Genomic DNA, 12,636 nt, shown 5'->3' with positions numbered 1-12,636 from the left:
TTTCACCGTCGCGTCGCGTACCGTCCCACGGTGCGGTGTGAACACGGGATGACGCGGTGTGAACATCAGGTTCCCCGCTGAACACGACTGGGCCGCAACCGGATCGGTGGCCCGCAGTCGGCATGTGGATCCCGGTCAACCGGTTTACACTGGCGCTCCGCGGGCCGGTGGGAAGGTCGTCGCCACTCGGCCGCGATGAGTGGGAAGGAGCGTTGCGATAGCGCTTCGCGTGTGGCTGAGCAGTGCCGGTGCGGCGACTGTTCAGGTGATGAGGTTGTTGCGGCAGAACCCCGACGGGGTGGAGGTCATCCTCTATGCCAGTAATGTGGATCCGGCGGCCACGGCATTGTCGGTGTGCGATGTGCCCACGGTCGAACCGCGGTATGTCGGCGATGCCGAATATGCCGCGTTCGCAATCGATTTCTGCCGTAAGCACGGCATCGATGTGTTGATCCCGCCGCGCCGGCTGGGTGCGCTGGCGGGGCGGGCCGCGGATTTCGCGGCGGTCGGCACGCGGCTCATGTGCTCACCGCGGGCATCGGTGCGGACGTTGACCGACAAGGTCGCGACCTACGAGATCGCCGGTGCGGCGGGGATTCCGGTGCCGCCGTGGCGGGTGGCCGCCGACGCCGACGGGCTGCGCAAGGCCGTCGCCGAGTTGTCGGGCACCGGGGAACGGTTGTGTATCAAGCCGAGTGGCGAGTATTCGGCCTTCGGGTTCCGGGTGCTCGACGACCGCCCGCTCAGCATGGCGGACCTGCTGGCCCCGGCGGAGCCGACGGTCTCGGTCGAGGCGGTGGCCACCGCGTTCGAGCGGGCGGCCGCGAACGGCGGCCGGGTGCCGGAGCTGTTGGTCATGCCGTATCTCGACGAGCCGGAGATCAGCATCGACTGCCTGTCGGAGCCGGGAGGTGAACTGCTGCTGGGGATTCCGCGCGCCAAGGACGGTCGCTTCCGCACCCTGCTCGACGATCCGGAGCTGGTCGCCATCGCGCGGCGGCTGGTCGGCCACTTCGAACTGGCCTATCTGACCAATGTGCAGCTGCGCTACCGTGCGGGCGAACCGGTTCTGCTGGAGGCGAATCCGCGGCCCTCGGCGGGTTTGTTCCACACCGCCTACGCAGATGTGAACCTGCCGTGGGCCGCGATTCGCCTACTGCTGCACGGTGATTCGGGACTGCGCCAGCCACCCAGGCTGGGCGTGCGGCTCGCGGTGGCGGAGGCGGTCATGGAAATCGCCCCGCGCCCGCGGATTCCCGGTGAGAACGGCCTGACCGTCTACGGCACGACCACCTCGGTCGAGGCCGGAACGCTCGGCCTGTCGGTGCGCACGGTGAGCGAGACCCTGCCGGGCCCGGTCTCGGCGAGCACGATCGCCGGGGTCGATCGCTGACCGGCCGGAATGAATCGGGTCACGCTGCCGCTCTGGCCGCTGTCGAGATTGCGCCAGTCCACGACCGCGTTCACGTCACAGGCCAGCAGCTGCGGACCCCATTCACCGACCGGTGAGAAGCCCTGCGTGATGCGCAGCACCACGGAATGCGACGCGCCCGGCGCCTCGGAGTACTGGTAGAGCGGACCGTCGAACGCGGTCCCGCTCGCCGACAGCATGCCGAGGCACACGCCGTTGCCCACGGTGAACACCGGAGCGAGATTGACGTCATTCTTCGCGCACGTGCGCGGCCCCACATTCGACCATCCGAGCTGGCAGGCATCCCCCGGGTCGGCCGAAGCGGGCACGGCGGCTACCACCGAAGCGCCGAGGAATCCGGCCGAAACCACGCCCAGCATCAGGTGTTTCATCGTCTAGCTCCCCTCATCGCGAAAACTCGTTACCACCAAGTTAACTCACCCGGTGGCAACGAGTGCGACGCCGCTAGCGGCGAGTCAGCTTCCCGTACAGGAACAGCAGGATCACCGCGCCACCGAGGCAGGTCAGGAAGCTGAAGATCAGCCCGCCGCCGGAGACGTCGACCCCGAACAGTCGCAACAGGAATCCGCCGATCAGGCCGCCGACCACGCCGACCACGATGTTCAGCACGATGCCCTGCTGCGCGTCGGTCCCCATGAACTTGCTGGCGATCCACCCCGCGAGCCCGCCGATCACGATCCAGCCGATGATTCCCAATCCGAGCACGAGATCCTCCTCGAGTCCTGGTGAACATCCTTGTCGATGCCATCCTGACCGACCCGGCCCCGGACTCGCGCCAACCGCCGCCGTGCGTCGCGAAGCCGGGCGCCTATCGCGTCGTGGCGGCGCGGCCGACGGTGTCGAGGTGGTGCAGGGCGTGCCGGTAGGAGTCGAGCAGGCCCGTCTCGGCGTAGGGCACGCCGAGTTCGGCGCAGAACTGCCGGACCATCGGCTGGGCGCGGCGCAGGTTGGGGCGGGGCATGGAAGGGAACAGGTGGTGTTCGATCTGATAGTTGAGGCCGCCGAAGGCGGTGTCGGTCAGCCGGCTGCCGCGGACATTGCGGGAGGTGAGGACCTGGCGGCGCAGGAAGTCGGTGGTGTCGTCGGCCGAAAGGACTTCCATCCCTTTGTGATTGGGGGCGAAGGTGCAGCCCATATAGAAGCCGAACAGGCCCTGCTGCACGGCGATGAAGGCTAGTGCGTGCACCGGTGGCAGCACCAGGAACACGATGGCGAGATAGCCGAGGGCGTGTGCGCCGAGCAGGACGGCCTCCCAGGCGCGGTACCGGATCGGCCAGCGCAGCACCGCCCGGACGCTCGCGTAGTGCAGGCTGCCCGCCTCCAGGAACAGCATCGGGAAGAACAGCCACGCCTGATGGCGGAAGATGAAGCGCCGCCAGCCCTTTCCGGTCCTGGCCCGGGCCTCGGAGTGGGCGAGGATGCCCGAGACATCGGGGTCCGCGCCCTCGGTATTGGGGTGGGCGTGGTGGCGGTTGTGATTGCTGGTCCACCAGCCGATGCTCAGCCCGATCCCGAGATTGCCCGCGATCAGCCCGTACAGCTGGTTGGCCTTGCGGGTGCGGAACAGCTGGCGGTGCCCGGCATCATGGCCGAGGAACGCGATCTGGGCGAACACCGCGCCCAGGAAGACCGCGGTGCCCACCTGCCACCACGAGTCGCCGATCACCGAAAACGCCACCCACCCGGCGACATACGCCGCGGCGGTGATCGCGCTCTTCCAGCCGTAGTAGCGCACCCGCCGTTCCAGCAGGCCCGCCTCCCGAACCCGGCGTAGCAGCGTCGCGTAGGCGCTGCCCCGGGTCACCGCCGCCACGGGCGCGACCGGAATTTGCTGCGACGTCGGCGCGGAGCCGCGCTCCGCGATATCTACCACCACGTGCACAGCATGCGCCGCGACCATCGCGGCCAGGTGAACGGGGGCCGGGATCGACAACACATCCCCGTGACGATCTTCCGTGCCGGACGGTCAGTTTCGGATCAGGGTCGCGCCGAACGGGGCGACGGTGAGCTGGGATCGGGTGGCCTGGACGGTGACTTCGACGACCGGCTTGCCGCTGAGCTGGGCGTCGACGAAGCCTTGCAGTTCCGGGTGGTCAGCGGGGTTCGCCTCGCGGACGTCCAGGGCGCCCTCGAGTTCGCGGGGATTGTCGTCCAGACCCGCTGCGCGCGGCAGCAATCGCAGGCCGTCGGTGGTGTAGAGCTGGACCGTGAAGTCCCGACCGGTCGGTGAGGTCAGGGTGGCGGGATGCTCGGTCTGCGCCCAATCGAAGTCGTCGAAGCGCAGGCGCCAGCCGCCGGGCAGGCCGCCCTGGAAGGTGATGCCGGTCGGCGCGACCAGGGTTTGCGCGGACATGTCGCTCGCGGAGTTCTGGATGGCGCTGCCCTCCAGAGGCTGATCGTCGGCGGTGAACTCCCAGGCCGAGGCACGAAGATCCTTGTGCCAGTAGCCGGTTCGCCCGCCGCTTCTCCCTTCGACCCGCAGTTCCCGATCCTCGGCCGTGTCACCGGTGACATGAATGGAGATGCGCGAGGTGATCTCACCGGGAATCTTGGGCTGCGGCTGCCAGTCCTGCGCGGGCAGCGAGATCGCCGCGTACGCCGGATTGAATCGCTCGGTCAGCTGATCCGGAGCCGACGGCAGCGGCCCCTGGTCCTGCCAGGTGTATCGACCCGGAATGTGGTTGGAACCCGCCATATCCAGGTCGTACTTGCGCGTGAACATGTCGCCGTACTTGTTCATCACGAACGTCACCGAACCCGAGACCGACAGCGCCTCGGACACGAACCGGCCACCCATCGGCCCGCCGATCTCATAGCTCAGATCCGCGGGCAGCCACGGGTCCTGATAGGTGATGCGAGATCCGTCCTGCGACAACGCCACCAGCTCGACGAGCCCGGCGGTGGTCGGATGGGTGTAGCCCTTGGCATCCTCGAAACTCTTGGACATGCGGTGGCTGATCGCCCAGCGGCTGGTTGCGATCGGGCCGTCGCCGGTGCCGGGGACCTGCTCACCCGGCCACAACCAGATCGGCCCGCCATAGGAATACGTCCAATTCCACAGCATCGGGCCCGACAGCAGATTGTCCATCGAATAGATCCAGCCGTTGCGATCGGCCGCGACGAGCATATTGCCGTCCACCGATACCGCGACGATCTGGCCGTCCAGGCAGCCCGGCGTCGGAACCTTTCGCCACGTGCCGCCGGACGTGCGCGGGCGGGTGTACAGCGATCCGTCGCGCAGGGCGACTTCGGCGAAACTGTTGAACCCCTGCGTGTTATCCCGCAGATCGACGCTGGGCGGGAAATTCAATCCGGCGGGTGCCGCCGGGAGATCGTCGAATTCCGAAACGCCTCGAATGCTGGGCAGCGGCAGGAAGAGTCCGGGCAATGGAGGAATCACCTGCAGCGTGCTGATCGCCGGTACGCACCCCAGCGGCCGACTCTCCGCATTCGCGACCGTCCCGCCGCCGGGCACCGCCACCAACCCGGCCGCGACCGCGGCGGCCGCCGTCCTCCACACCGAGTGCCGTGTCCTCCACACCGAGTGCCGTGTCACGGAAACGCTTCTCCTCTGGTCGGGCCCGAATCCCAGTCGCAAACGGTGCGATTCAGGCAGCACTGTAACCGGGCCACGGCCTCGCCCCTCGAATCGACGCTCACGGCAATTCGCTGGGCGATCGACGCCATACGACACGTCCCGGTCGAATATCACCACCGCGTCAGACCGGCGAGTACGGTCCTGGGTTCGTTGGGCCGAATCATCCTGTGCGACGAGCGAATGAGGTTGTGCTGACGTGAACGGTGTCCGGAGATCGCTGCGGGTCGGACTGGCTTTGGTCGCCGCCTGCGCGGCCGCCGGACCCGCGCACGCGGATTCCGCGAACGCCGACGGACCGCTCGACAGTTGCACCCAGCTGGCGCTGCCGGGCCTGGTCGGGCCGCCGCTGTCGCTCTACACCCCGCCCAATCCCGGTGGCGGGCTCGGTCCGCTGGCCGTCGCCGTCGACGAGATCCAGGCGCGGTTGCCGCGGCAGGTCGACCTGCGCACGGAGCGGCAGGGTTTCAACGACCAGTGGTCCTATGCGCTGGACGCGGGCAACCTCTACGTCACCGCCGCCGGTGAGCCGTGGCGTCAGGTCTGGCTGCCCGGCTGTCTCGCGGGAAAGGTCACCTCGTTCTCGGTCGACGGCAATGTGCTCATGGCCACCGATGCCGCCGGCCGCCTCTACACAATGGGCAATGCCGCGCATGGACCCGAAACCTGGGCCTGGACTTCACGATTCGGTGCTCCCATCTGGCAGAGCCCGTTCGGGCAGCGGGTGCGGGCGGGATCGCGGGCGTGGAGCCTGTCGTGGCTCGACAATCGGATCCCGACGCTGATTCCGTCGAATCAGCCGGGCTTCTGGACGCAGGACGGATTCTGGACCGACGCGTCCGGCAACCGGCAACCGGTCGGCGGCGCGGGTGTCACCACCGCGTATGTGCTGAGCCCGCAGGGCAATCGGATCGCCATTCTCGATCCGTGGCTGCCCGGCGGGGATCCCGGCGCGCCCGACGACTACTCCTACGAGATGTCGACGCCGAAGGGCGGGCGTTTCGAGGCGGTCAACCTCAGCTCGGCGGGCTCGACCACCTTGGTGATCAACCGATTCGGCGATATGTACACGCGGCTCTGGGATTTCGACATGTCCGGCGCGGACAATGTCTTCTTCCGCTACTCGTATCTGAACCAGCAGGGCAAGCCGTCGGCGCCGAATCTGAGCTTGGCCGAGATCGACAATCTCTTCGGCCCGAAGTCCTACGCCGCCAACCAGCTGCCCGCGCCGGAGTGGGTGCGGCAGCCCAAGATTCCCGGTGAGATCACCTCGGCGGTCAGCATCCACCAGACCGGCGGGGATTCCGGCGATCGGGAATTGCGGGTGGAGGGGCGCAGCGGCGGGCGGACCGGGTACTGGCACAAGCCGATCGATCCGGAGGCGAGCTGGAGCTTCGAGGCGACAGGTGCGGCGTTGACCGGGGAGCCGCTGGACAACCCGCCCGGCGATCATTCCGACGAGACGCTCGCCGCGCCGTCCGGCATGGACTACGGCTACGCGGATCCGGCTCAATGGACTTTGAGCACAACGGATTTCGACTACGCCGCCTCACCCGCACCGCTGCGTGTCTGTGCCGGTGACGCCTGCGTGGATCTCCGCCTTCATCTGATCGACAGTCTGCGCCTGCTGCGTGCCGCGGACGGCCTCACCGCGGTACCCCGCGAATACCTCGCGGCGATCGAGGTCCCACAGGCCGTCCTCGACGGACTCCCGGCCCAGCCGCCCGCCCTGGCCGCGGCCCTGCAAACCCTCACCGGCACGACCGGGCTGCGCGAGTTCAAGGCGACCGCGACCCTCGGCGACCTGACCCTCCAATTGCCCGGCGGCCCGCTCGTACTGCATCGAACCCGCTGATCAGCCGCGTAAATTCACGATCGATCCTCGGCGCTGCGGGTGCGCGGCTACTGTAGTCGTTTGAATCGTAAGTGTTTCGGATGCTCGCGCAGCGGATCGATAAGAGGTACACGGCCAGTGAAGAGTTCGGCTCGTTTGCGGTTGCTCGCGGCGTCCACGGTCTGCGGCACCGCGGCGGTGCTCGCCGCCATGGCGCCGTCCACCACGGCGGCGACACCCGACGGCAAAACCCTGGTGGTCATGGGTGATTCCTTCTCCGCCAACGGGTCGATCCTCGACCTGCTGCCCGCCGGCGAGGACGTCGGCTGCAAGCACGTCGCCACCTCCTGGCCGACCCAGCTCACCGGTCGCATGGCCCTGTCGCCGGACGATGTCGAGGACACCTCGTGCCAGGGCGGCACCATCGACACCTCCGGCTGGACCCTGGTCCACCAGGTGAAACGGGCCATGTCCGACAACGCTTTCGGCCCCCGCACCCGGCTCGTGACCATCCAGCTCGGCATGAACGACACCTGGGGCAACGACCACCCGATCGCCCTCTCCCGCGCCCTCACCTGCCTGACCGACCTGGTCAACGGCTGCGGCCCCGAAGCCATCGACCAGGGCCGAGCCCCCGACCCCGACACCATTACCGCCCAGGCCTACGCCACCCGAGTCCGCCAAGCGGTCGAATACATCCGCTACTACGCCCCGAACGCCCGGATCGTTTTCGTCGGATATCCGGAACTCCATCCCGCAGGCCAGGATTCCGCCTGCGCGACCATCGCCGGCGTCGATGTCTGGCAGCCCCGGGCCGCCGCGGTCACCAGATTCCTGGACCGCCTCGACACCGCCCAACGCGAAGCCGCCACCCTCCTGAACGTTACTTACCTCGACAGCCGAGCCTTGACCGCCGGTCACGGCCCCTGCACCCCCGACGCCTGGGTGGACGGCGTCTTCGACCCCCGCACCGAACCCCTCGGCTTCCCCTGGCACCCCTCTGCGCGCGGCGACGCCGCCCTCGCTGCGGGCGTCGAGCAGCAGATCACCCAAGGCTGAACCGCCTGCCCCGGGCGCATATTTCACTTGTTGCTGTCTCCCCGGCCATCGGTGGACGGTGACGGAACATGGTGTAGCTGACCGGATTCCAAGCGTTCCGTCAGTATGTGCAGTCCGGGTCCCGTGAGCTCGGCGAGCGCGCTGGGACGTCCGGCCATGGCCATCAGCAATGCCTCGCCGGTGCCATTGACTTCCGGTCCGGTACCCGTTCTCCAGTCGACATCGGTCGCTCGCAGGCTCAGTGCGCGGATTCGGGGTCGGGCGCGCAGCCGCGGGTTCGTGCGCGCCGCATCGAGGACTCGCAGTAGGCGGGCGGGCGGAATTTCGCGGGGCAATCCGAGCGGGCGCCGAATGTCCTGGTGATGGATGGTGCCATCGACCAGGGCGATCATCCCGCCGAATCCGGCGGTCAAGCCGCGCGGGGTCGGATGGCTCCGCACGAACGTGAGCAGCTCGTCGGTTGTGCATTTCGCGAACAGGTCGACGCCGACCTGATTGGCATGGATGACGCGGCCCTTCACGAACCGCTTCAGCAGCCCGAACTTCCCGAGATCCTCGTAACTGAACATGTGTGCCACCACATCGCGCACTCGCCACCCGGCGCACAGAGACGGCGCATCCCACTGTTCCGGAGTCAGATCCGCAAGGAATTCCGCCAGATCTTCCCGTTCGGCACGTGCCATATCCATATCGCTCATCGACATCTCGTCTCACTTTCTCGGTTCCTCGCGCGGGCAGATACCCCGCGCTTCACCCTCCAGACGAACGCCGAGTACCGCGATCCGACAATTTTCGGTGTTCGGCCGTGGTTAGTGAGTAGCGACACAATTGCGAGATCTCGGGCCGGCGGGAGATGCGTGTCGCCGGTTTCGACCCGGTATGCCACGTAACGTGCGGTTATCTGTTGGTTGGACGGTGCTGCGGGAGAGGTGGGCGTCTCATGCTGAGCTGGGTGCGGGCGATGTTTCGACGTATCGACGGGATCCTCCGCCGGCCGAATGTCGCGGCGATGCTGCAGTCGGATTCGATTCTGGTGACCGCGCCCGAGGCCGGGACGGTTTGGCGGGTCGGAACCGAGGTCACCGTGTCGTGGCGGGTGATCGGTCCGATGGGGCATCCCGTGGATGTGGTCCTGCTGCGCGGTACCGGAGCCGGGATCGAGGATGTCGCGGTGCTCGCGGGTGAGGTTCCGACACGGCAGCTCTCGGTGCGGGTTCGGGTTCCGGAGGTCGAGGCGGGGTCGGATTACAGTGTCGCACTGGTGTCCTCGGATCCCACCGATGTGCGCAGTCCTCGGTTCGCGATCGCGGAGGGCGAGTAGGGGAATGAACTTCGGCCTTGGCGCTATACCCCGGAAACCCTTGGGGGTGAATGCCTTACGCCGGAGAGAGCTCGGCGGCCGCGGCCAGCAGTTCGCGGAGGGCGGTGCGGGCGAGGTCGTCGAAGGGCTTGCGGTTGGACGGGGTGACCCAGCGCGCGAACGCGATTCGGAAGGCTAGGCCGGCGAGTTCGGCGGCGACGACGGCTTCGGGATCGGGGATGCCGCGGGCGTGCAGGGCTTCGGTCATATCGTCGGTGAGACCGGCGAGTTTGAGCAATTCGCGTTCGCGCAGATCGTTGTTCGCGGTGACGACGGTGTGCCGCCGCGCGGCCCAGGCGCGACGGTCCGCATCGAAGACCGTCGCTACGGCCAGTAGTGCCGCGGTCACGGCGTCGACCGAGCTCGCTGTGTCCGGGGCACCGGCGATCGCGTCGGTGAACAGCCGCGACAGGTTGTCCTGCCCGAGGAACAGCACCTCGCGCTTGTCGGCGAAATGCCGGAAGAAGGTCTTCTTCGTCAGCCCTGCCCGCTCGGCGATCTCGGCGACGGTGGTGGATTCGTAGCCCTGCTCCAGGAACAGGTCCAGTGCGGCCTCCGCCAATCGTTCGCGCGCGTTCGGTTCCCATCGAGCCATGCCCGCAGTCTAGGTGATGACACCTGGTGTCTTCAGGTATACAGTGATGACACCAAGTGTCGTCACCTTCCGTTAGGAGAACTGTCATGCGGGTATTCGTCACCGGCGCATCCGGCTGGATCGGTTCCGCCGTCGTCCCCGAACTCATCGGCGCAGGTCATCACGTCCTGGGACTGGCCAGATCCGATGCCTCCGTGGCCGCCATCCAGGCCGCCGGCGGCGAGGTGCTGCGCGGCGATCTCGACAATCCGGACGTGCTGCGCGCCGGGGCCGCCGCCACCGACGGCGTCATCCATCTCGCCTTCATTCACGACTTCAGCCGCTTCGCCGACTCGGTGCAGACCGACGCACGGGCCATCGACGTGTTCGGATCCGCGTTGGAAGGCTCGGGGAAGCCGCTGGTCATCGCCTCGGGTACACCCGCGGTCCCCGGTCGGGTGGCGACCGAGCGTGATCTGGCCGAACCCGAGAACCCGACACCGCGAGGCGCCAACGCCACGACGGTCCTCGGCCTCGCCGCCCGCGATGTCCGCTCCTCGGCAGTCGGTCTGCCCCGGACCGTGCACGGCGAAGGCGACCACGGATTCGTGGCCCGCCTCATCGACATCGCCCGCGAACGAGGAGTCTCCGGTTTCGTCGGCGACGGCTCGAGCCGCTGGCCCGCCGTACACGTCCTCGATGCCGCCCGCCTGTTCCGTCTGGCGCTCGAAAACGCTCCCGCCGGAACGGCTTTGCACGCGGTCGGCGACGAGGGAGTGTCAACTCACGACATCGCCACCATTATCGGCCGCCACCTGAACCTCCCGACCGAGTCGGCATCGCCCGACACCTTCGGCTTCCTCGGCCCCCTCCTCGCCATCGACCAACCCGCCTCCGCCGAACTCACCACCGCCCTCCTCGACTGGCACCCATCCCACCCCGGCCTTCTCGAGGACCTCGACAAGGGCCACTACTTCGCCTGAACTTCTCTCCGCGTGCGGTGACGCGCTATCCGGCCGTTCGACCCGTAGGCTGGACGGTGGTCCCGGTGTTTGCCGAGCCGCTCGAGGCCTCTCTGCGATGCTGTTTCCGGATCGCGATGCCACCCGAATCTGTCGGAGAGGCGAATGTGGCGACGACCGCAGGCAATACGGATAGCCAGAATTCCATCGACGCGGACTCGACGCGGGCGTATCTGAAGCAGATCGGACGGGTTCCGCTGCTTTCCGCGGCCGAGGAGGTCGATCTGGCGGTCCGGATCGAGGTCGGGCTTTACGCGGCGGAGAAGTTGCGGATGGAGGCCGAGGCGCCGTCGGGTCTCGATGCGGCGCAGCGCCGGGATCTGGCCTGGATCGTGCACGACGGCGTCCGGGCGAAAGATCATCTGCTCGAGGCGAATCTGCGCCTGGTGGTGTCGATCGCCAAGCGGTACACCGGGCGCGGGATGGCGTTTCTCGACTTGATCCAGGAGGGCAACCTGGGTCTCGTGCGCGCCGTCGAGAAGTTCGACTACAGCAAGGGATTCAAGTTCTCGACCTATGCCACCTGGTGGATCCGGCAGGCGATTTCCCGCGCCATGGCGGACCAGTCCCGCACCATCCGCATCCCCGTGCACATGGTCGAGATCATCAACAAGCTCGGGCGGGTGCAGCGCGAGATGTTCCAGGACCTGGGCCGCGAGGCCACCGCCGTGGAGCTGGCCGAGCAATTGGGCATCACACCCGAGCGGGTACTGGAGATCCGGCAGATCGCACGGGAGCCGCTCTCGTTGGATCAGACCGTCGGCGACGAGGGCACCACTCAGATCGGAGACCTGATCGAGGATTCCGAGGCCGTCGTCGCCCTCGCGGCGGTGGCATTCGGCCTGCTGCAGGAGCAACTGCAGGCGGTACTCGACACGCTCAGCGAGCGCGAGGCCGGCGTCATGCGCCTGCGCTACGGCCTCGGCGACGGCCAGCCCCGAACACTCGATGAAATCGGAAAGGTCTACGGCGTCACCCGGGAACGGATCCGCCAGATCGAGTCGAAGACGATGTCGAAGCTGCGTCACCCCGCCCGCTCGCAGCTACTGCACGACTACCTCGACTAGCCGAACAGGTTTCGTGCCTGTGATTCGGTGAGGACCCTGGTGAGGCGGGCCAGGTGGGTGGTCCAGGCGGTGCGGTGGGCGGATCTCAGTTCGTCCGGGAGGTCGTGGTGCCAGAGGGTGAGGGTGGTGCCGGTGGTGGTGGGGGAGAGGGTGATGTCGACTCGGGTGGCGGGGTCGGTCAAGCCCCAGGTGAAGGCGAGGCGGTGAGGGCGGTTCAGCTCCAGATCGGTTGCGGCGACGGCGGTGTCACCCATCCAGTGGGTGTATCGGGTTGGGTCGGTGAGGTATTCGAAGACCGTGTCCGGATCGGTGGGGAGATCCGCGGTGACCTCGATGGTGCGGGGCGCGCCATGGACGCGGCCGTGGCCTGATTCGGCGTAGCCGCGGAGGCTGGGCAGGAAATGATCCCAGCCGGCTCGGCACATGTCGTAGCAGTCGAGGTCGGCGCGCAGTCCGTAGTGGCGGAAGCGGAGTTCGGTGCCGCCGGATGCGGTGGGGGACAGGTCGAATCGGATGGTGGTGCCCGCCCAGTCGGGCAGGGGCGCGTAGCCGATGACGTGCCATTGCACGGTGACCGGCGGCTCGGCGCGGGTGACGCGCATGATCAACGGATCGGGGCTGCCGAACCTCATCCGCAATTCACCGCCCACCGTGCCGTCGCCGCGGGCGCGAACTGGGCGCCGGTGGCCAATG

The 12,636-nt window shown here is 67.6% G+C and carries 12 protein-coding genes and 1 pseudogene; 6 read left to right on the top strand and 7 right to left on the bottom strand.

What is annotated here, in order from left to right:
- Positions 1-268 precede the first annotated feature (268 nt).
- The gene (locus tag ON43_RS43840; RefSeq protein WP_083913618.1) at positions 269-1,393 is read left to right on the top strand and encodes an ATP-grasp domain-containing protein; all 1,125 of its coding nucleotides are present in this window, start codon (positions 269-271) and stop codon (positions 1,391-1,393) included.
- Here ON43_RS43840 and ON43_RS22430 read toward each other — a convergent pair.
- The 4 genes from ON43_RS22430 to ON43_RS22415 all read right to left on the bottom strand — a co-directional run bounded on the left by ON43_RS22430 (position 1,279) and on the right by ON43_RS22415 (position 4,952).
- Positions 1,279-1,803, bottom strand: coding sequence for a hypothetical protein (locus ON43_RS22430; protein WP_245568695.1), 525 nt, complete (start codon positions 1,801-1,803; stop codon positions 1,279-1,281). The genes ON43_RS43840 and ON43_RS22430 overlap by 115 nt on opposite strands.
- Before the next feature lie 73 nt (positions 1,804-1,876).
- Entirely contained in the window at positions 1,877-2,137 is a 261-nt protein-coding gene (locus tag ON43_RS22425; protein WP_040810450.1) for a GlsB/YeaQ/YmgE family stress response membrane protein, read from the bottom strand.
- A 103-nt stretch (positions 2,138-2,240) separates the two neighbouring features.
- On the bottom strand, positions 2,241-3,308 hold the full coding sequence (locus ON43_RS22420) for a fatty acid desaturase family protein (RefSeq protein WP_245568694.1): 1,068 nt from the start codon (positions 3,306-3,308) through the stop codon (positions 2,241-2,243).
- A 90-nt stretch (positions 3,309-3,398) separates the two neighbouring features.
- Positions 3,399-4,952: a hypothetical protein gene (locus tag ON43_RS22415; protein ID WP_245568693.1), complete on the bottom strand. Its 1,554-nt coding sequence runs from the start codon at positions 4,950-4,952 to the stop codon at positions 3,399-3,401.
- Between the two features lie 274 nt (positions 4,953-5,226).
- Here ON43_RS22415 and ON43_RS22410 point away from each other — a divergent pair, with 274 nt between their 5' ends.
- Both ON43_RS22410 and ON43_RS22405 read left to right on the top strand, forming a co-directional pair.
- Positions 5,227-6,882, top strand: coding sequence for a hypothetical protein (locus tag ON43_RS22410; RefSeq protein WP_051178920.1), 1,656 nt, complete (start codon positions 5,227-5,229; stop codon positions 6,880-6,882).
- Positions 6,883-6,999: 117 nt separating this feature from the next.
- Entirely contained in the window at positions 7,000-7,920 is a 921-nt protein-coding gene (locus ON43_RS22405) for an SGNH/GDSL hydrolase family protein (protein WP_157514144.1), read from the top strand.
- A 23-nt stretch (positions 7,921-7,943) separates the two neighbouring features.
- On the opposite strand, the gene ON43_RS22400 is transcribed toward ON43_RS22405, so the two are convergent.
- Positions 7,944-8,624, bottom strand: a complete 681-nt coding sequence (locus tag ON43_RS22400) for a maleylpyruvate isomerase family mycothiol-dependent enzyme (protein WP_051178917.1) — start codon at positions 8,622-8,624, stop codon at positions 7,944-7,946.
- 236 nt (positions 8,625-8,860) lie between these two features.
- Between ON43_RS22400 and ON43_RS22395 the strand changes: the two genes are divergently transcribed.
- Positions 8,861-9,241 (top strand): GPI anchored serine-threonine rich family protein, encoded by a 381-nt coding sequence (locus ON43_RS22395; RefSeq protein ID WP_040810448.1) that lies wholly within the window; start codon positions 8,861-8,863, stop codon positions 9,239-9,241.
- 55 nt (positions 9,242-9,296) lie between these two features.
- Here the strand turns inward: ON43_RS22395 and ON43_RS22390 are convergent, their stop codons facing one another.
- On the bottom strand, positions 9,297-9,875 hold the full coding sequence (locus ON43_RS22390; RefSeq protein ID WP_040810447.1) for a TetR/AcrR family transcriptional regulator: 579 nt from the start codon (positions 9,873-9,875) through the stop codon (positions 9,297-9,299).
- An 86-nt stretch (positions 9,876-9,961) separates the two neighbouring features.
- Between ON43_RS22390 and ON43_RS22385 the strand changes: the two genes are divergently transcribed.
- Both ON43_RS22385 and ON43_RS22380 read left to right on the top strand, forming a co-directional pair.
- A complete protein-coding gene (locus ON43_RS22385) occupies positions 9,962-10,837 on the top strand; it encodes an SDR family oxidoreductase (RefSeq protein ID WP_040810446.1) in 876 nt (291 codons plus the stop codon).
- Between the two features lie 188 nt (positions 10,838-11,025).
- Positions 11,026-11,943: pseudogene (locus ON43_RS22380) on the top strand (RNA polymerase sigma factor); the annotation flags it as partial.
- On the opposite strand, the gene ON43_RS22375 reads toward ON43_RS22380, so the two are convergent.
- Positions 11,940-12,575, bottom strand: coding sequence for an SRPBCC family protein (locus ON43_RS22375; protein ID WP_157514143.1), 636 nt, complete (start codon positions 12,573-12,575; stop codon positions 11,940-11,942). The pseudogene ON43_RS22380 and the gene ON43_RS22375 sit on opposite strands and share 4 nt — an antisense overlap.
- Between the last annotated feature and the right edge of the window lie 61 nt (positions 12,576-12,636).

It is taken from the genome of Nocardia concava NBRC 100430, assembly GCF_000308815.1.
Classification (GTDB): domain Bacteria; phylum Actinomycetota; class Actinomycetes; order Mycobacteriales; family Mycobacteriaceae; genus Nocardia; species Nocardia concava.
This window is presented reverse-complemented; position numbering and strand designations above follow the sequence as displayed.

What these genes read in the sequence shown, in the direction of transcription:
- ON43_RS22430 (WP_245568695.1), bottom strand. Translation starts at nt 1,803, where the DNA reads ATGAAACACCTGATGCTGGGCGTGGTTTCGGCCGGATTCCTCGGCGCT.
- ON43_RS22395 (WP_040810448.1), top strand. Translation starts at nt 8,861, where the DNA reads ATGCTGAGCTGGGTGCGGGCGATGTTTCGACGTATCGACGGGATCCTC.
- ON43_RS22385 (WP_040810446.1), top strand. Translation starts at nt 9,962, where the DNA reads ATGCGGGTATTCGTCACCGGCGCATCCGGCTGGATCGGTTCCGCCGTC.
- ON43_RS43840 (WP_083913618.1), top strand. Translation starts at nt 269, where the DNA reads ATGAGGTTGTTGCGGCAGAACCCCGACGGGGTGGAGGTCATCCTCTAT.
- ON43_RS22400 (WP_051178917.1), bottom strand. Translation starts at nt 8,624, where the DNA reads ATGTCGATGAGCGATATGGATATGGCACGTGCCGAACGGGAAGATCTG.
- ON43_RS22375 (WP_157514143.1), bottom strand. Translation starts at nt 12,575, where the DNA reads ATGAGGTTCGGCAGCCCCGATCCGTTGATCATGCGCGTCACCCGCGCC.
- ON43_RS22390 (WP_040810447.1), bottom strand. Translation starts at nt 9,875, where the DNA reads ATGGCTCGATGGGAACCGAACGCGCGCGAACGATTGGCGGAGGCCGCA.